Source organism: Pseudomonas sp. NPDC087342, assembly GCF_044744265.1.
Classification (GTDB): Bacteria; Pseudomonadota; Gammaproteobacteria; order Pseudomonadales; family Pseudomonadaceae; genus Aquipseudomonas; species Aquipseudomonas nunensis.
Map to the genome: position 1 here is coordinate 634,138 of NZ_JBIUXZ010000001.1, position 16,648 is coordinate 650,785.

At 59.5% G+C, this 16,648-nt stretch carries 15 protein-coding genes; 6 read left to right on the plus strand and 9 right to left on the minus strand.

Going from position 1 to position 16,648, the window contains the following annotated elements:
* Window position 1 precedes the first annotated feature (1 nt).
* A complete protein-coding gene (locus ACIOYV_RS02970) occupies window positions 2-853 on the minus strand; it encodes an STAS domain-containing protein (protein ID WP_401320700.1) in 852 nt (283 codons plus the stop codon).
* 343 nt (window positions 854-1,196) lie between these two features.
* Here ACIOYV_RS02970 and ACIOYV_RS02975 point away from each other — a divergent pair, with 343 nt between their 5' ends.
* Window positions 1,197-1,445: a hypothetical protein gene (locus tag ACIOYV_RS02975; RefSeq protein ID WP_054615037.1), complete on the plus strand. Its 249-nt coding sequence runs from the start codon at window positions 1,197-1,199 to the stop codon at window positions 1,443-1,445.
* A gap of 119 nt (window positions 1,446-1,564) precedes the next feature.
* On the opposite strand, the gene ACIOYV_RS02980 is transcribed toward ACIOYV_RS02975, so the two are convergent.
* Window positions 1,565-2,086: a DUF4142 domain-containing protein gene (locus ACIOYV_RS02980; RefSeq protein WP_054055104.1), complete on the minus strand. Its 522-nt coding sequence runs from the start codon at window positions 2,084-2,086 to the stop codon at window positions 1,565-1,567.
* A gap of 217 nt (window positions 2,087-2,303) precedes the next feature.
* On the opposite strand from ACIOYV_RS02980, the gene ACIOYV_RS02985 reads away from it, so the two are divergent.
* Both ACIOYV_RS02985 and ACIOYV_RS02990 read left to right on the plus strand, forming a co-directional pair.
* Window positions 2,304-2,546, plus strand: a complete 243-nt coding sequence (locus ACIOYV_RS02985; RefSeq protein WP_054055106.1) for a DUF465 domain-containing protein — start codon at window positions 2,304-2,306, stop codon at window positions 2,544-2,546.
* Between the two features lie 102 nt (window positions 2,547-2,648).
* A complete protein-coding gene (locus ACIOYV_RS02990) occupies window positions 2,649-2,822 on the plus strand; it encodes a hypothetical protein (protein WP_177331434.1) in 174 nt (57 codons plus the stop codon).
* Between the two features lie 243 nt (window positions 2,823-3,065).
* On the opposite strand, the gene ACIOYV_RS02995 is transcribed toward ACIOYV_RS02990, so the two are convergent.
* The 3 genes from ACIOYV_RS02995 to ACIOYV_RS03005 all read right to left on the minus strand — a co-directional run bounded on the left by ACIOYV_RS02995 (window position 3,066) and on the right by ACIOYV_RS03005 (window position 6,268).
* Complete coding sequence (locus ACIOYV_RS02995; RefSeq protein ID WP_290027743.1) at window positions 3,066-4,082, minus strand: SMP-30/gluconolactonase/LRE family protein; 1,017 nt, start codon at window positions 4,080-4,082, stop codon at window positions 3,066-3,068.
* Window positions 4,083-4,141: 59 nt separating this feature from the next.
* Window positions 4,142-5,287, minus strand: coding sequence for an SRPBCC family protein (locus ACIOYV_RS03000; RefSeq protein WP_401320704.1), 1,146 nt, complete (start codon window positions 5,285-5,287; stop codon window positions 4,142-4,144).
* Between the two features lie 117 nt (window positions 5,288-5,404).
* Window positions 5,405-6,268: a LysR family transcriptional regulator gene (locus ACIOYV_RS03005; protein ID WP_163909823.1), complete on the minus strand. Its 864-nt coding sequence runs from the start codon at window positions 6,266-6,268 to the stop codon at window positions 5,405-5,407.
* A 317-nt stretch (window positions 6,269-6,585) separates the two neighbouring features.
* Here ACIOYV_RS03005 and ACIOYV_RS03010 point away from each other — a divergent pair, with 317 nt between their 5' ends.
* Window positions 6,586-9,216, plus strand: coding sequence for an MGH1-like glycoside hydrolase domain-containing protein (locus ACIOYV_RS03010; protein ID WP_401320706.1), 2,631 nt, complete (start codon window positions 6,586-6,588; stop codon window positions 9,214-9,216).
* Between the two features lie 114 nt (window positions 9,217-9,330).
* Here the strand turns inward: ACIOYV_RS03010 and ACIOYV_RS03015 are convergent, their stop codons facing one another.
* Together ACIOYV_RS03015 and ACIOYV_RS03020 are read right to left on the minus strand one after the other, a co-directional pair.
* Window positions 9,331-11,049 carry a hydrogenase maturation protein gene (locus ACIOYV_RS03015; RefSeq protein ID WP_401320708.1) on the minus strand — a complete coding sequence of 573 codons (1,719 nt, stop codon included), beginning with the start codon at window positions 11,047-11,049 and terminating at the stop codon, window positions 9,331-9,333.
* Window positions 11,050-11,309: 260 nt separating this feature from the next.
* Window positions 11,310-13,157, minus strand: a complete 1,848-nt coding sequence (locus ACIOYV_RS03020) for an amidohydrolase (protein WP_401322570.1) — start codon at window positions 13,155-13,157, stop codon at window positions 11,310-11,312.
* A 275-nt stretch (window positions 13,158-13,432) separates the two neighbouring features.
* Here ACIOYV_RS03020 and ACIOYV_RS03025 point away from each other — a divergent pair, with 275 nt between their 5' ends.
* Window positions 13,433-14,023: a hypothetical protein gene (locus ACIOYV_RS03025; protein WP_401320711.1), complete on the plus strand. Its 591-nt coding sequence runs from the start codon at window positions 13,433-13,435 to the stop codon at window positions 14,021-14,023.
* 80 nt (window positions 14,024-14,103) lie between these two features.
* Here the strand turns inward: ACIOYV_RS03025 and ACIOYV_RS03030 are convergent, their stop codons facing one another.
* Together ACIOYV_RS03030 and ACIOYV_RS03035 are read right to left on the minus strand one after the other, a co-directional pair.
* Window positions 14,104-14,418 carry an SCP2 sterol-binding domain-containing protein gene (locus ACIOYV_RS03030; protein WP_019690779.1) on the minus strand — a complete coding sequence of 105 codons (315 nt, stop codon included), beginning with the start codon at window positions 14,416-14,418 and terminating at the stop codon, window positions 14,104-14,106.
* A 63-nt stretch (window positions 14,419-14,481) separates the two neighbouring features.
* The gene (locus ACIOYV_RS03035; RefSeq protein ID WP_265045282.1) at window positions 14,482-15,192 is read right to left on the minus strand and encodes a histidine phosphatase family protein; all 711 of its coding nucleotides are present in this window, start codon (window positions 15,190-15,192) and stop codon (window positions 14,482-14,484) included.
* 207 nt (window positions 15,193-15,399) lie between these two features.
* Between ACIOYV_RS03035 and sohB the strand changes: the two genes are divergently transcribed.
* A complete protein-coding gene (gene sohB, locus ACIOYV_RS03040; protein ID WP_401320714.1) occupies window positions 15,400-16,422 on the plus strand; it encodes a protease SohB in 1,023 nt (340 codons plus the stop codon).
* Window positions 16,423-16,648: the final 226 nt, after the last annotated feature.

Sequence of the window (16,648 nt, forward strand, 5' to 3'; positions counted from 1 at the left end):
CTTATACCGCCTTGTTGACGGTCAGTCCCAACCGGGTCAGGGCCAGTTTCAGGGCATCGGCCAGGTTAGCCTTGGTGACCACGCCTTGCAGGTCCAGGCCCAGGTGCACGATGGTTTGGGCGATCTGCGGACGTACGCCGCTGATGATGCAATCGGCGCCCATCAGGCGGATCGCCGTTACAGTTTTGAGCAAGTGTTGCGCCACCAGGGTATCGACAGTCGGCACGCCGGTGATGTCGATGATGGCGATTTCCGAACCGGTGTCGACGATTCGTTGCAGCAGCGATTCCATCACCACCTGAGTGCGTTGCGAGTCGAGGGTGCCGATCATCGGCAGCGCCAGCACGCCATCCCAAAGCTTGACCACCGGGGTCGACAGTTCCAGCAATTCTTCCTGCTGGCGCTTGATCACCGCTTCGCGGGACTTCTGGAAGGTGCGGATGGTGTGCATGCCCAAGGAATCGAGCAGCTCGGAGATTTCCCAGAGTTGTTCGGCCAGTTGCGCAGGGTCGTCGCGGTAGTGCGCCTGCAGCAGGGTAAACAGTGGGCCTTTGAGGGCGAAGATGAAACTGGCGGTCTGTTGCGAGTCCTGGCCGAGCTGGGCGCGGCTTTGGGACAGTTTTTCGAGGAACTGACGAATCTCGTCCCAGCCCGGGGCGGCGACGTTTTGGCTATTGCCCTGTTCCAGCCCGGAAATGATCAGGTGCAGGAAATCCGACGTCTGTTGCTTGAGGTCGAGTTCCTTGATGTTGCGCGTGGCACCACTGGCCTCGAGGCTGTTCGTCCAATTGACGAGCAGTTGCGTCTGGTTGTTTTTGATCGCTTCGAGTGTGTTGCGTTGCAGTGCCGCCATGTTTTGACTCCCAAAAGTGTTGCGCCGAATCCCCAAAATTGATCGACGCACATCAGTGACATTTGCCGTGCGAAATAGTTGTTCGCTAACGGAAGGATTTTTCATCCTTGGCCACAACTCTAGTAGGCGCTGCCGAAGGCTGCGATCTTTTGATCTTGATCCCGAGGCCTTTTGTAGGAGCGAGGCTTGCCCGCGATGGCGATCTCAAGGGCGCTTTCGCGGGCAAGCCTCGCTCCTACAAGGATCGCGTGTTCATGCGATGGAACGTTGCGCCGGGGAAGGCTTCGAATCTTCAAGGCCCGGCTGTTTCAGCCGCGCTTGAGTAGTGACGAACGAGGTGCTTATGAAAGACGATTCAATGAGCCAGCAGCAGGATCAGGCGATCAATCGCAATGACCCGGCCATCGACCCGAAGACACCGGGAGATGGCGACAGCAACACCCCTGAACCGGACAGCGCCAACAACGCCGTCGACCAGAAAAATGTCCACACCGACAACGACAACGAGTTCAGCCCCGGTTTTAAACCGCATCCTGACCGGCCGAAGCCCAGCGATGAAACGGATGCAGATATTGATACAGATGGGGGTTAGTACCTAAAACAGCTGTAGGAGCGAAGCTTGCTCGCGAAGGCGACGGTACATTCAACATCAATGTTTCCAGAAAAACCGCTTTCGCGAGCAAGCTTCGCTCCTACAGAGGATTGCGCTGATTACTTGCTTGGGTGCTTCGCCTGCAGTTCTTTCGCTGCTTCCAGGTGCTTTTGCAGCGCCGGCAGCATTTTCTGCGCAAAGCCTTTCAGCTCGGTGGCGCCGGGTTTTTTGTCGTCGGTCACGGTGTCGGCTTCTTTCTTGAACAGAGCGATGGTGTCTTCGTGGGCCTTGACCTGATTGTTGGCATAGGCCGCATCGAACGATTCATCGCGCAGATCAAGGATTTTTGCCTTGGCCTGATTCACAATCGTCGTGCTGTCCGGCACCTCGATGTCATGCTTTTTCGCCAGGGCTGCCAACTCTTCGTTTGCCTTGGTGTGATCGGTGATCATCATGTTGGCGAAGGATTTGATGTCTGCCGATGCGCTTTTTTCCAGGGCCAGTTTGCTGGTTTCGACCTCTGCGATGCCGCCAGCCGCCGCGTTATCGACAAAGTCATTGGAAGTGGCGGCGAAAGCGCTGCCCATGCTGGTGCTCAAGGCTACGGCCAGGGCGAGGTGGCGCAGGGTAAATCCGTCCATTGGTTATTCTCCACACGTGTTTTATAAGCGATCGAGGTGATCGTTATTCAATGGAGGCCGGCGCTCGACGAAAGGTTTGATCGCAATTGCAAAACGACGACGAACGGACACCGCTGGTCTGACAGGAGGTCGACAGAACCGGGTAACCGAGGCCATTCTGATAGTTGGTGAACGCAATTGATCGCGTTTGCTGCCGATCAACAAACGGAGGTGTTCCATGCCGGTGCCACACGATCTTTATCAGGACTTGAAAGTTTCCAAGGAAGTCATCCAGCAAAAACGCACCAAGGATCCATTACTGGATTCACTGATCAACAAGTATTCACAAGCGGACGCCGAGGTGGTCAAGGCTGAGACCGCCAAAACGGATGCGCCCAGCGACGACACCCTGAAAAAGCTCAAGGAACAGCGACTGCTGGTCAAGGACAAGATCGTCAAACAACTCCAGGCGTCGTCCTGAGTCACCGACGACCGGTGACTGAATAATTGGAACGGCGATATAAACCGGCACCTCGAACGTACAGAGTCTCAACAACCCATGACTCGCTGAGAGGTGCCTTCCATGACAAGTCCCAAATTCCCAAGCGAAGAGCAGGGCGGATATGACCCGATTCCAACGCGTCCTGAACCGTTGAGCCCGCAGCACATTACCGAGCGTCCGAAGACCAAGCCGGGTATCAATGAGCTACCGGAAGACGACGTAAAACCTGCAAACCCCGACAGCCCAAACACCTAAATCCCCCTGTGGGAGCGGGCTTGCTCGCGAAAGTGGTGTGTCAGTCAACATTTGCTTTGACTGACCTGCCGCCTTCGCGAGCAAGCCCGCTCCCACATTTGATTTATGTTCGCCGCAGGTTCTCGATAAAGCCCATATCCCCGTAGGAGCGAAGCTTGCTCGCGAAGAGGCCGTGTCAGGCAATATTGATGTTGAATGACACACAGATTTCGCGAGCAAGCTTCGCTCCTACAGGGTGATTTGTTATTGCAGGGCTTCGGTGAGTGGCAATCGCACCATGTGCTGTTCTTTCAATGATCCAAAGTACAACCACTCCCCATACTCGCGCACGGTGGTGATCGGCGAGTAGTTGCCGCTGCCGGCATCCTGCAGATTGGCAATCACCTTGCCATCCAGATCCAGTCCCAGCGCGAACGCTCGTCTCTCTACGGGTTTAGGCAAGATCATCAGCGCCCGCACAATCATTTTGCGTACGAACGGATGTTGCGCCGTGGCATCCAGCAGTTTGTTGCGCGGTGCATACAGCGCCACCCAGAAACGGTCTCGGCCATTGAACGCCAGGTTGTCCGGCAGCCCCGGCAAGTTGTCGATGAACACATCATGCGTCCCGGCTTTCGGCCCGGTCAGCCAATAACGGCTGATGCGATAGGCGCCGGTTTCATTGACCAGCACAAACGCATCGTCCGGCCCGAGGGTCACGCCGTTGGCGAACTCCAGTTTGTCCATCAGCAGAGCAGTCTTGCCGGTCTGGAAGTCATAGCGCAGCAAACGACCGTCGCCACCGTGCTCGATGATCGCCTCGCCATCCTTGCCGTAACCCCAACGACTCGACGCATCGCTGAAGTAGGCGTAGTGCCCGGGCTTGTCGATCACCACGTCATCGGTAAAACCGAACGGCACGCCATTCGCCTCCGTGGTCAATGGAATCACCCGACCCTGAGCATCGAGGGACAGCAAACCCTTGACCCCGTCTGCGATCACCAGCAAACCGTTGGGATGCCGGGCCAGCCCCAAAGGCCGGCCACCCGTATCGGTCAGCACGGTCCTGACGCTGCCGTCGAGACTGCTGCGAATCACCCGGCCGTCATGCAGGCCGGTGAGCAATTCACCGTTTTCCAGCAGCAGCGCCTCGGGCCCGTCGATGTCCGAAGATCCGATGCGCGCCACGTCCTTGAGCCGTTGATTCTCGGCATACACGCCGCTGGTCAGGGACGGTGCCGGCGGCGGTGTCCAGGCCACCGGCTGCACCTTGTTCGGCATCAACAGCAAATAGGCAATAAAGACGATGATCAGCAGTAACAGAACCTTGAAGACTGCTCTCACGCGCTCACTCCTGCGGGGGTCAAGTGCTTTTGCGCCATCTCGCGCAGCGCCAGCATCGATGCTGCCGATTCATGTTCGATGCGCCGTTTGAGCAGCAGTTGATTGGCGATGCGCATGCCCAAGCCGCTGAACTGATAATCCAGGGTCCGAACAAACCGCGTGCCGCCGCCGAAGGCCTCGCATTCGTAAGTCACCACCAGCGACAACCCATGATCGCCGCGCGCCTGGGCGCTCCAGCGCCGCCCCGGTAGATATTCCTCGACCTCCCAACTCAAGTGCCCGTCACGCCCGCCGGCGCGAATGTCCTCCTCAAACCGCGACCCGGCATGCAACGGGCCAGCCTGGCCATCGACCTTGAGCGACGACGGATGCCACTCCGGCCAGCGGGTCACGGTGCTGGCGTAGGCGAGCACGGCAATCGGGTTACCGGCAATCTCGATCTGATGTTGCATGCGGGTCATGGGCGTTCTCGTCGGGTGCGGGTTGGCTTGCTCCGGTTCCCAATAGAGGGTGCCGAACAGGTAGTCCATCAGCGGAAATACGATGTTGAAGTTGCGCTCCTGCATCAGCTCGCGGCGGTGATGCAGTTCATGCAGGCGGCGCATCTGGCGGATCCACGGCAGCCGTGTAATCGGGTTGCGCGGCGGCAGGTGTTCACAGGCATGGAACACTTCATAGGTCAGGTAACCCAGGACCATGCAGCCGCCGAACAGTCCGGCGACGTTGGCGTTGACTTGGGAAAACAGCCACCAGAGAGGCAGGGTAATCACTACTGTGTGCAACACAATCAGCCACGCCGGGAACAGAATCACTCGCCAGTCCCGGGCGCTGTCGTAGGTCATGTGGCCGGGCGCGAAAAAGCTGTGATGGTCGCCGGCATGCCGGGCGTAAAACATCCGCGCGAAACTTTTCTTGTGATGCCCGAGATGCCGATGCACCACATATACGCCGAAGTTGAAGAACAGCAGCGTCAGCGGCACCGCCAGCCATTCCAGCGGCTGCACTTGCTGCACCGTGTGCCAAAAGCCGCCGATGGCGACGATGCCGAACAGCAGCACAAACGAGCCGTGCAGCCATGGGTTGTAGAGCCTATGAATGTCGGCGCGGTAACGGGTGCGAAATGCCTGGGTGGTCTGCCTCACTGCAATCACCTGTGATTATTGTTATCACAGCAGATTAGCCGATCCCGCCGATCCGGCTCGACGAACATTTAGGGCACAAGCGCCATGCTCCGGTGCAAAAGCGGCTTCTGGATGTGCTTAGCTCAGCGGGTTCCAGCGCTGGGACCAGTCATCGTCGGTCTTGATCACTTCGCGCAGCAGGTCGAACGCCTGTTGCAGCGTTGCTGAATCCCGGTCCCGGGAGTAAACCAGATAAGTCGGGTAACTGAATTCCGGGGCCTTGGGCACGGCTTCGAGCACGCCGCTTTCCAGATAACTCTGGACTACCCGAGTGCGGAAATAACCGCTGCCGCCGTGCTCCAGCAGGTACTGCAACGCCAGTGGCCCAAGGTTGAAACTCAAGGCAGCCTTGGCTTTTTCCGGCAGGGCCGCGTCGTGCTGACGGCGGAAGTCCGGGCCCCAGTCGATGTACACGTACGGATCGGGTTGGCCGGCCAGTTGCACAAGGATCAGTTTTTCTTCCAGCACCTGCTCGACTTGCAAGCGCGGCCAGTATTCGGGCTGGTAGACCAACGCGGCGTCGAGCACGCCTAGCTCCAGTTGGCGCAGCAGGTTTTCGCCGTCGCGGATTTCCATGCGCAGGGCGTGGCTGGGGATTTTCTCCCGCAGCTCGGCGGCCCAACTGAGCATCAGTGGATTGCACAAACTGACTTCGCCGCCAATGTGCAACACGTCGCGATAGCCTTCAGGTAACGGCAAGTCGCGGCGGGCGGCTTCCCAGGTTTGCACCAGTTGATTGGCGTAAACCACAAAGGCCTCGCCGTTCGGCGTCAGGCGCGCGCCGGCGCGGTTGCGCACGAACAACGTGCTGCCCAACTGACTTTCGAGTTTCTGCACCCGTGCGGTGATCGCGGTCTGGGTCACGTGGAGTTTTTCCGCAGCGGCGGCGAGGCTGCCGTGGCGGACGATTTCCAGGAAGGTGCGGGCGAGGTCGATGTCCATGGGGTGGCCGAAGAGAGAGGTGCCCGCATTGTAAGAGCAGCCATGGCCTACGCCTATCTCCAAGCTTGCCTTTGTAGCAGCTGTCGAGCACCGCGAGGCAGCGTTCGGCGGCGAAGCCGTCGTGATCCGGCTATCTCGAATTGTCTGATTCTGCGGGTTGGTTGTTTTACGACTGCTTCGCAGCCGAACGCTGCCTCGCGGTGCTCGACAGCTGCTATGGGCGATTTGCGGTCGCTTCAAAGGTGTCAGAGTTTTCACATTCCGCCCAAGCCATGCGCACTACACTGCAACCGTCTCCCGCCCCAACGGACCACCCCATGCCGGCAAAACCCGCAGCGAACATCCTCGACACCCCTGAAGGTCAGCGCTTGGCCGGCAGCGAGGCCCAGGACTGGCGTGAGTGGGGGCCTTACTTGAGCGAACGGCAGTGGGGCACGGTGCGCGAGGATTACAGCCGCGACGGCGACGCCTGGCGCTATTTTCCCCACTACCACGCGCGCAGCCGTGCCTATCGCTGGGGCGAGGATGGCCTCGCCGGGTTCTCCGACAAGGCCCAGCACTGGTGCCTGGGCCTGGGTGTGTGGAACGAGCGCGACCCGATTCTCAAGGAGCGCCTGTTCGGCCTGAACAACAGCGAAGGCAATCACGGCGAAGACGTCAAGGAACTGTATTTCTACGTCGATGGCGTACCGAGCCATGCCTACATGCGCATGCTCTACAAATACCCGCAGGCCGAATTCCCTTACGCTGACCTGGTCACCGAAAACGCCCGCCGTGGACTGGCCGATACCGAATACGAAATCCTCGACACCGGAGTGTTCGACGACAATCGCTATTTCGACGTGACCGTGGAATATGCCAAGCACACCGTCGACGACATCTTCATGCGCGTCACCGTGCACAACCGCGCCGATCAATCCGCGCGCCTGCACGTTTTGCCGCACCTGTGGGCGCGCAACACCTGGAGCTGGATTGCCAATGGCGAAAAACCGAGCCTGAGCCTCGACGGCCATCAGGTCCTGGCCCGTCATCCGCAACTGACTGACCGACAAGCCACTGCCTGGGGCGAGGCCGATTGCGAATGGCTGTTCTGCGAAAACCAGAGCAACTTCCCCAAGCTCGACGGTGTGTCGGCGCAGGGGCCGTTCAAGGATGGGATCAACGATTTTATTGTCGATGGCGCCACCGACGCGGTGCGGCATGACAGCGGCACCAAGGTCGCCGCGCATTTCGTGCTGACCTTCGACCCCGGCCAGACCCGCAGCGTGTTCCTGCGCTTTGCCCCGGCCGGTTCCCCGCAAGTCAACGCCCGAACCTTGTTCGAGCAACGCCGGGCCGAAGCCGATGGTTTCTACGCCGCGCTGCAAACCGAGATCAAAGACGCCGATGCACGGAATGTGCAGCGCCAGGCCCTGGCCGGGTTGCTCTGGTCGAAACAGCTCTACTATTTCGACGTCAATCAGTGGCTCGACGGCGATCCGGCGCAACCCGCGCCGCCGCCCGAGCGCATGCACATTCGCAATACGCATTGGCGGCACCTGTCGAATTTCGACATCGTCTCGATGCCCGACACCTGGGAGTACCCGTGGTACGCCTCGTGGGATCTGGGCTTTCAAGCGGTGGCGTTTGCGCTGATCGATCCGGGCTTCGCCAAGCATCAATTGTTGCTGCTGGTCAAAGACCGTTTCATGCATCCCAACGGTCAGTTGCCGGCCTACGAATGGCGCTTCGACGATGCCAACCCGCCGGTGCATGCATGGGCCTGTTGGCGGGTGTATCAGCAAGACAAAGCGTTGACCGGGGCAGGGGACATGGACTTCCTCGAACGGATCTTCCACAAACTGCTGTTGAATTTTTCGTGGTGGGTCAACCGCAAGGACGCCGAGGGTCGCAACCTGTTCCAGGGCGGTTTTCTGGGGCTGGACAACATTGCCTTGTTCGACCGCTCGGCGATGTTGCCGCCCGGTTATCAACTCGATCAGGCCGACGGCACGGCGTGGGTTGCGGCGTATGCCCTGGACCTGATGCGCATCGCCCTGGAACTGGCCAAGCGCAACAGCGTGTACGTCGACATCGCGGTGAAGTTCTTCGAACACTTCCTCTACATCGCGGGGGCGATCAATAAAATCGACTCCGACGCCGAAGGCTTGTGGGACGAGCAGGATCAGTTTTTCTATGACGTGTTGCACCGTCCCGACGGGGTTAACGAGCCGCTGCGTTTGCGCTCGATTGTCGGCCTGATGCCGCTGTTTGCGGTGCAGGTGTTGGAGCAGCACGAACACGAAGGCCTGCCTGGTTTGCGCGAGCGATTGCTCGGGTTTATGCGCCATCGCCCGGATCTGGCCAGCCTGGTGTCGCGCTGGACCGAGCCCGGTGAAGGCAATCGCATGTTGCTGGCGCTGCTGCGGGGCGAACGCACCAAGGATTTGCTCAAGCGCATGCTCGACGAGGGTGAGTTTCTCTCGCCGTTCGGCATTCGCTCCTTGTCCAAGGCCTTCGCCGAACAACCTTTCGGCATCCGCATCAACGGCGACAGCCTGTGCGCCCATTACGAACCCGCGGAGTCCGAGTCGCGGCTGTACGGCGGCAACTCCAACTGGCGCGGGCCGGTGTGGATGCCGATCAACTACATGCTGATCGAATCCTTGCGCGAGTTTCACCGTTACTACGATCAGAACTTCTCGGTGGAGTACCCGACGGGCTCGGGGTTTCTGGCTTCGCTGGAAGAGGTCGCGGACAGCTTGAGCCTGCGGCTGACCAAGCTGTTTTTGCGGGATGAAGAGGGTAATCGGCCGTCGATGGTTGGCTATGCGCAGTTGCAGGCTGACCCGGCGAGCCGCGATCTGGTGCTGTTCCATGAGTACTTTCATGGCGAGACCGGGCGCGGGTTGGGGGCCAGTCATCAGACTGGGTGGACGGCTTTAGTGGCGCTTTTGTTGCAACCTTGAGACCGCGTTATCGTTCTTCGCGAGCAGGCTCGCTCCCACATTGAATTTGCGGTGAATACAAATCCCCTGTGGGAGCGAGCCTGCTCGCGAAGAGGTCCTAAAGGGCAGCGAAAATCACCCTGCCAAATCAACTTCCTGAACCCGAGCCCAGTCGGCCACCAACCGCTCAGGCGTCCCACACGCCTTGCGCTTCAACACAAAATTGCGGCACTTCTCGGCAAACTGCTTGCGGTTCTGCACCATGTCCAGATGCATCTCCTCCAGTTCCGCATTCCGGCAATGCTGCATCAACTGCGTATCGCTACGCCCCTTGCGCTCGCGAATCGCCGCATACGCCGGATCACTCAACGCACCATTGGCCCGTTGCAACAACCACAAGCCAAACTCATCCGGGCAACGCGGACCAATCTCCTGGACCATGCCCAGTTGCAACGCCTGGGACGCGCTGACCGGCAGGCAGTCTTCCGTGAGTTTCTCCGCCATGGCCTGGCCCACAGCGCGAGGCAGGCTGTAGGTCCAGTATTCGGAGCCGTACAGGCCCATGGTTTTGTAGTGCGGGTTGAGCACGATTTCGGCGCGGGCGAAGACGATGTCGGCGGCCAGCGCCAGCATGACACCGCCGGCCCCGGCACTGCCGGTCACTCCGCTGATCACCAATTGTCGGGCGGTCAGCAGTTCCTCGCAGACATCATCGATCGCCTGAATATTCGCCCAGGCTTCCAGCCCCGGCACTTCGGCGGCTTGAATCACATTCAGGTGCACGCCATTGGAAAAACTGCCGCGTCCACCCTTGATCAGCAGCACCTTGGTGTTCCGCGCCTTGGCCCAGCGTAGTGCGTCCACCAACCGCTGGCATTGCTCGGTACTCATGGCGCCGTTGTAGAACTCGAAGGTCAACTCGCCGACCTGCCCGGACTCGCGATAACGGATCGGTTGATAGGCTTCGGTGTTGAACGGGTTTGAGGTGATTGACCAATCGAGGGTCGGCACGTCGCGCAACTGCTGCGCGAGTACATGCCGGGCCGGGCGCTTGAAAGTCTCTTCGCCGGGCAACGGTTTGCGCCGCAACGATCCGATCCACACGCTGTGATCACCGGTCGCCACCAGCACCGCATCGTCATGCACTGCCAGAATTTCCCCCGGCGTACCGCTGCGTGAGTCCAGATGAGCGTCATACACGTAGTACTGACCGCCCGCCAGGCTGGCCAACACACCAGGCTGACCGTCGGCCGCGTCGATGCTGCGTTTGATAAAGCGTGAGCAGTCGTGCCAGCTGAAGGTGCGGTCGGCCTGTTTCATGTTCGGCTGCAAGCGGCCCAACACTTGGTGCTGGCTGTAATCCACCGGCACCGGTACGAAACCGGCGGCGAATTTTTCCACGACTTCGCGGATGCAACGGATCGCCGCATCGCTGACCCGCCCGTTGTACAGCTCGGATTTGCGCAGGCCCTGGGGCAGGTTGAATTCGCACGTGGCCCAGACCGGCCCGGCGTCCATTTCCTCCACCGCTTGCAACGCGGTGACGCCCCAGCGCTCGCGCTCATGGGTGATCGCCCAGTCCAGCGCGCTGGCGCCGCGATCACCGACGATGCCCGGATGGATGATCACCACCGGGCGCCGGGTGTTGCTCCACAGCTGTTGCGGCACCCGGTCCTTGAGGAACGGGCAGATCACCAGGTCGGCGCCGCAGTATTCGATTTGTTCAAGCACCGCGTCTTCGTCGGTAAACAGCACCACGCTGGGTGAGTGCCCGGCCTCGCGCAACTCCAGCCAGGCCCGTTGGGTCAGGCCGTTGAAGGCGGATGACAGCAGAATGATCTTGAGTGAACGCATGAGTGCCTCTTCCTTGAGCGTGTGCAGCCGCGGCTCCCAATGAGCCGTCCCTGGCTTTCGATGGAAGCGCGATGGTAGTCACTACGGACAGGTCGAGAGCTGACCGGGATCAAGCATTGACAGAACAACACCGTCAAACTGTAGGAGCGAAGCTTGCTCGCGAAGGCGCAGTACCAGTCAACATCAATGTTGAATGTGATATTGCCTTCGCGAGCAAGCTCGCTCCCACAGGGGGTTGTCAGTGTTCGTGAAATCGGTGGTTAGAACGCGAAACAGGAACAGCCAAACGCGCCCCAGAACCCCTGGAAGTCACTGACCGGCGCCGACGACATTCGCGCCCGTTGGTGGCTATGGGCATGCACCGCACACGCGCCGACGCACTGGTGAACCTGCGCGGTCAGCGGCGCCAACGGTTGCCAGTGCCCCGGCACCTTGGCGACCGGTGACCACTCGGGCACTACCGGGATCGGCGGCGGTGAGAGTTTTTCAAATTCGGCGTTGCCGTAGACGATCTTGCCATCGACGATGGTCAGCACCGATTCGATCCACTTGATCGCTTCGTCCTCGATGTGAAAGTAGTCCGCCGACAGCGCAATCAAATCCGCCAGTTGCCCGACCTTGATCTGACCTTTTTTGCCTTGCTCGGACGAGAACCAGGCGCTGCCGTGGGTGAACAATTCCAGCGCGGTGTCGCGGCTCAAGCCTTGCGGATACAACTCCAGGCCGCCAACGGTGCGACCGCTGACCAGCCAGTACATCGAGGTCCAGGGGTTATAACTGGACACGCGCGTGGCGTCGGTGCCGGCGCCGACCGGGATGCCTTCGGCCAACATGCGCGCGATCGGCGGTGTGTGTTCGGCGGCTTTGGCGCCGTAGCGGTCGACGAAGTATTCACCCTGGAACGCCATGCGATCCTGAATCGCAATGCCGCCGCCCAAGGCTTTGACTCGTTCGATATTCTGCGGCGTGATGGTTTCGGCATGATCAAAAAACCATGGCAAGCCATTGAACGGAATGTCGCGGTTGACCTTCTCGAACACGTCGAGCATGCGGCTGATCGATTCGTTGTACGTGGCGTGCAGGCGGAATGGCCAGCGCTGCTCGACGAGGTGACGGACCACCGGTTCCAGTTCCTGCTCCATGGTTTGCGGCAAGTCGGGGCGCGGTTCGAGGAAGTCTTCGAAATCCGCCGCCGAAAACACCAGCATTTCCCCGGCACCGTTGTGCCGCAGGAAGTCGTCGCCCTGGCCATAGTGGGAGGCGCTGGTCCAGTTCTTGAAGTCGGTCAGTTCTTCCTTGGGTTTCTGGGTGAACAGGTTGTAGGCGATGCGCACCGTGAGTTGTTGGTCTTTGGCCAGTTGCTGGATGACTTGATAATCGTCCGGGTAGTTCTGATAGCCGCCACCGGCATCGATGGCGCTGGTCAGGCCGAGGCGATTGAGTTCGCGCATGAACTGGCGGGTCGAGTTGACCTGATACTCCAGCGGCAGCTTCGGTCCCTTGGCCAGGGTCGAATAGAGGATCATCGCGTTCGGGCGCGCGATCAGCATGCCGGTCGGGTCGCCATTCGCGTCGCGAACAATCTCGCCACCCGGCGGGTTCGGTGTGTCGCGGGTGTAGCCGACCACTTTCAGCGCGGCGCGGTTGAGCAGGGCGCGGTCGTAGAGGTGCAGCACGAACACCGGCGTATCCGGCGCAGCCTTGTTCAGTTCTTCAATCGTGGGCAGGCGTTTTTCGGCGAACTGGAATTCGTTCCAGCCACCGACCACCCGTACCCATTGCGGCGTGGGTGTGCGGTCCGCCTGGTCCTTGAGCATGCGCAACGCATCGACCAGTGACGGCACGCCTTCCCAGCGCAGTTCGAGGTTGTAATTCAGGCCCCCGCGAATCAGGTGCAGGTGCGAGTCGTTAAGGCCAGGGATCACCGTGCGCCCGTGCAGGTCGATGATCTGCGTGCCGGGGCCTTGCAGGGCCATGGCCTGGGCGTCGCTGCCCACCACCACAAAGCGTCCGTCCTTGATCGCCACCGCGCTGGCTTGCGGTTTCTTGCGGTCAACGGTGTGCAAGCGTCCGTTGTACAGAATCAGATCGGCCGGGGCATCGGGCATGGTTTTACTCCCTGCGAAAAGTGGGCTGACCCAGGCACCGACGGCGCCTGCCGAAAGGCCTTGCAGTACGCGGCGGCGGTTGAATCCGTCGTGCTCGTCAGGTGGGCTCATGGCAGTCTTCTCCGCTCAGTTCTTCATAAAAAAACAGGGATTGAACAGCCGATGTCTGACGCATGCGGCCAGAAGGAATATAGACGGCAAATCCATGGCCGGCCTGTTTTAACTCTAGGGCAGATCGGTTAGATTCCCCGCCCGCTCACACAAGGATGTAGACGATGAATAAACTCAGTAAGCCGAAAGGTATCTTGATAGCGGCACTGATTGCCGTCGGTCTGGGCGCGACTTACCTCTACGCCGGGCAGAGCAGCAGTCTTCCTGACCAGGTGATGATGACGTCTCGCGAGGCAGGTCCTGTTGGGCCCAGGTTCGATGCGACGAAATGGTTTCGAAGTGGCATGTACGTGCCGCAGGAACTCGACGGCGGGGTCAATCCGTACATCATGACGCGCAGGGAGCCGTTTGTTTTCAAGGCCAAGGACAACGTATTCCTGGTTCAGGAAACCCTTGAGGCGCTGAAAGATGTTCAGCCTGAAGTGAATACTCAGCAGATCTGGGATACATGGCCGGTGCTGACTCGACGTGTGCGCTACGAATCCAGCGTTTTCCTGGCCCCGGATAAGCCGGCTGATCTTTACAACCTGTATCTGCAAGTGAGTTATCGCAGGTTTGTCATCAGCCTCAGGCTCGAAGGCGATGAAGGTGAACTGCGTTATGACGGTGATGTGACCGAGGTCAACAGCGTCGATGCGCTGGAAGAAGAGCACACCAAAATCTTCGAAGACATGGACGATGCCGGCACGCGTTGAGCCCACAAACGACAAATCCCGCCATATAGACGGGATTCGTGTGCAGCCAGAGAGGCTCCCCGAAGCAGGGAGCCGTCATCTTACGAAGGGAACAGCTCGGACAGTTTCATCGCCAGCATCATGTCGCCTTCAGCGCGCAGTTTGCCGCCCATGAACGCCTGCATGCCGTCGGTCGAACCGTCGACGATGCCTTCCAGGGTTTCGCCGTCCATCACCAGAGTGACCTGGGCGTCCGGGTTTTCGCCTTCTTTGAGCTCGCAGGTGCTGTCTTTGACGATCAGCGAGAAGTTCTTGGTGTCGTCGATGCGGAAACCGAATACCAGGTCCAGACCGGCAGCGGCGGCTGGGTTGAACTTGGCTTTCATTGCTTGTACGGCATCAGCTACGGAGGTCATGGTTCGATCCTTTGTTGGTTAATAAGTGCTGGGGATTACAGCCAGGGTCACAATAGTCCGGACTCAGCGAAACGTGATGAGTTCCGGGGCCTTCAGCAGTTGCAGGTGTGCATGACTGTTGAAGGAAGCCAGAGCCACCTCGCGACCACGAAACTTCAGTTGGTTGAGCGAGGTGTTGACGATTTGCCAGTTGAGTTCAAAGGCCTGCCGCGCAGGCATTTGCGTAATGAGGTGGAGCAGGGCGGTGATGGTGCCGCCGGAAGTGAACACGGCGATTTTCTGGGTGTTGTCGGCCTGTTCCAGGATGCGATGCAGACCGGCCTGCACACGCTCGACAAAGCCCAGCCAGCTTTCCAGCCCCGGCGTGTCGTAGGTGCCGGCCAGCCAGCGCTCGATGATCAGGGCGAAGATGCGCTGGAACTCGGCGCGGTTTTGCGCGGCGTTGCGCAGGATATCGAGGGCTTCCGGCTCGTCTTCCAGCATGGCCGGGAGCAGGGCGCGGATCACCGCGTCGGCGTCGAATTCGTTGAAGGCGGAATCGATTTCCAGGGTCGGCACCGGCAAGCCCGTGGCGGCGTACTGTTCCAGCGCGCTGTTGGCCGTATGTTGCTGGCGGCGCAAGTCCCCCGACAGGCAGCGATCGAAGCTGACACCCAGCCCGGCCAGGTGCTGGCCGAGGATTTCTGCCTGGCGTACACCGGTCGGCGACAGGACGTCATAGTCGTCTGCACCAAAGGAGGCCTGGCCATGTCGAATCAAGTAGATGCTGCCCACGTCCGCGTCGTCCCGGTACGTTGAAGGTTTGGCGAGGTTATGAGGATGACCGTGAGCTGTCAATGAAAAAACATACGCTTGTTTGAAATGCTCGTTACAGGCCTGTTTCCAGAGGTTTCATGGCTGGCCCCAAAGGCGGGGCATGGGTATGCTGGAGCCATCGCGCGCGAGTGTTTCAGCGGCGCATCAGTATTAGAGGAGTCCTGTGTGGAGTTTTTTGCCGAGTACGCCAGTTTTCTGGCCAAGACCGTGACACTGGTGATCGCCATTCTGGTGGTCCTGGCCAGTTTCGCGGCATTGCGCAGCAAAGGTCGGCGCAAGTCGGCCGGTCAGTTGCAGGTCAGCAAACTCAATGATTTCTACAAAGGGCTGCGCGAACGCCTGGAGCAATCCCTGCTCGACAAGGATCAGCTCAAGGCGCTGCGCAAGTCCCAGTCCAAAACCGAGAAGAAACACAAGAAGAAACCCGAAGCCAAGGCCCGGGTATTCGTGCTGGATTTCGATGGCGACATCAAGGCGTCGGCCACTGAAAGCCTGCGCCACGAGATCACCGCACTGCTGACCCTCGCCACGCCCAAGGACGAAGTGGTCCTGCGCCTGGAAAGCGGCGGTGGCATGGTTCACAGCTATGGTTTGGCGTCATCGCAACTGGCGCGCATCCGCGACGCCGGTGTGCCGCTGACCGTGTGCATCGACAAGGTCGCCGCCAGCGGCGGCTACATGATGGCGTGCATCGGCGAGAAAATTATCAGCGCGCCGTTCGCAATCCTCGGTTCGATCGGCGTGGTGGCGCAGCTGCCGAACGTCAACCGGCTCCTGAAAAAGCACGACATCGACTTCGAAGTGCTGACCGCTGGTGAGTACAAACGCACCCTGACCGTGTTTGGCGAAAACACCGAAAAGGGCCGGGAGAAGTTCCAGGAAGACCTGGACATCACCCACGCGCTGTTCAAGAACTTCGTCTCGCGCTATCGCCCACAACTGGCCATTAATGAAGTGGCCACCGGTGAAGTCTGGCTCGGTGTGGCGGCGCTGGACAAACAGCTGGTAGACGAACTGAAGACCAGCGACGAATACCTCTCCGAACGCGCCAAGGGTGCCGAGCTGTACCACCTGCACTACGCCGAACGCAAAAGCCTGCAGGAGCGCGTCGGCCTCGCCGCCAGCGGTTCCATCGACCGCGTGCTGCTGAGCTGGTGGAGTCGTTTGACCCAACAACGTTTCTGGTAACACCTACATGAGCCCGGCCACTTCGGTGGCCGGGCTTTTTTGTGGGTGATTGCTTTACGGCATAAACATGAAGTTGGCAGGTGGTACATATGTATTGTTTAAATTCGAGTTGTTGATTTGTTTATGCAAGTTCTAATCGGTTATTAGCGCTTTTTATTGAAGTACGGAGCGATAGACTGATGACTCTTTTCAGTCGCAAGGATCGCTGACTATGTCTTCAACGCCA

Coding starts and splice junctions, on each gene's coding strand:
- ACIOYV_RS02970 (WP_401320700.1), bottom strand. CDS start 853: ATGGCGGCACTGCAACGCAACACACTCGAAGCGATCAAAAACAACCAG.
- ACIOYV_RS02975 (WP_054615037.1), top strand. CDS start 1,197: ATGAAAGACGATTCAATGAGCCAGCAGCAGGATCAGGCGATCAATCGC.
- ACIOYV_RS02980 (WP_054055104.1), bottom strand. CDS start 2,086: ATGGACGGATTTACCCTGCGCCACCTCGCCCTGGCCGTAGCCTTGAGC.
- ACIOYV_RS02985 (WP_054055106.1), top strand. CDS start 2,304: ATGCCGGTGCCACACGATCTTTATCAGGACTTGAAAGTTTCCAAGGAA.
- ACIOYV_RS02990 (WP_177331434.1), top strand. CDS start 2,649: ATGACAAGTCCCAAATTCCCAAGCGAAGAGCAGGGCGGATATGACCCG.
- ACIOYV_RS02995 (WP_290027743.1), bottom strand. CDS start 4,082: ATGCCGAACAAGGTGCAGCCGGTGGCCTGGACACCGCCGCCGGCACCG.
- ACIOYV_RS03005 (WP_163909823.1), bottom strand. CDS start 6,268: ATGGACATCGACCTCGCCCGCACCTTCCTGGAAATCGTCCGCCACGGC.
- ACIOYV_RS03010 (WP_401320706.1), top strand. CDS start 6,586: ATGCCGGCAAAACCCGCAGCGAACATCCTCGACACCCCTGAAGGTCAG.
- ACIOYV_RS03015 (WP_401320708.1), bottom strand. CDS start 11,049: ATGCGTTCACTCAAGATCATTCTGCTGTCATCCGCCTTCAACGGCCTG.
- ACIOYV_RS03020 (WP_401322570.1), bottom strand. CDS start 13,157: ATGCCCGATGCCCCGGCCGATCTGATTCTGTACAACGGACGCTTGCAC.
- ACIOYV_RS03025 (WP_401320711.1), top strand. CDS start 13,433: ATGAATAAACTCAGTAAGCCGAAAGGTATCTTGATAGCGGCACTGATT.
- ACIOYV_RS03030 (WP_019690779.1), bottom strand. CDS start 14,418: ATGACCTCCGTAGCTGATGCCGTACAAGCAATGAAAGCCAAGTTCAAC.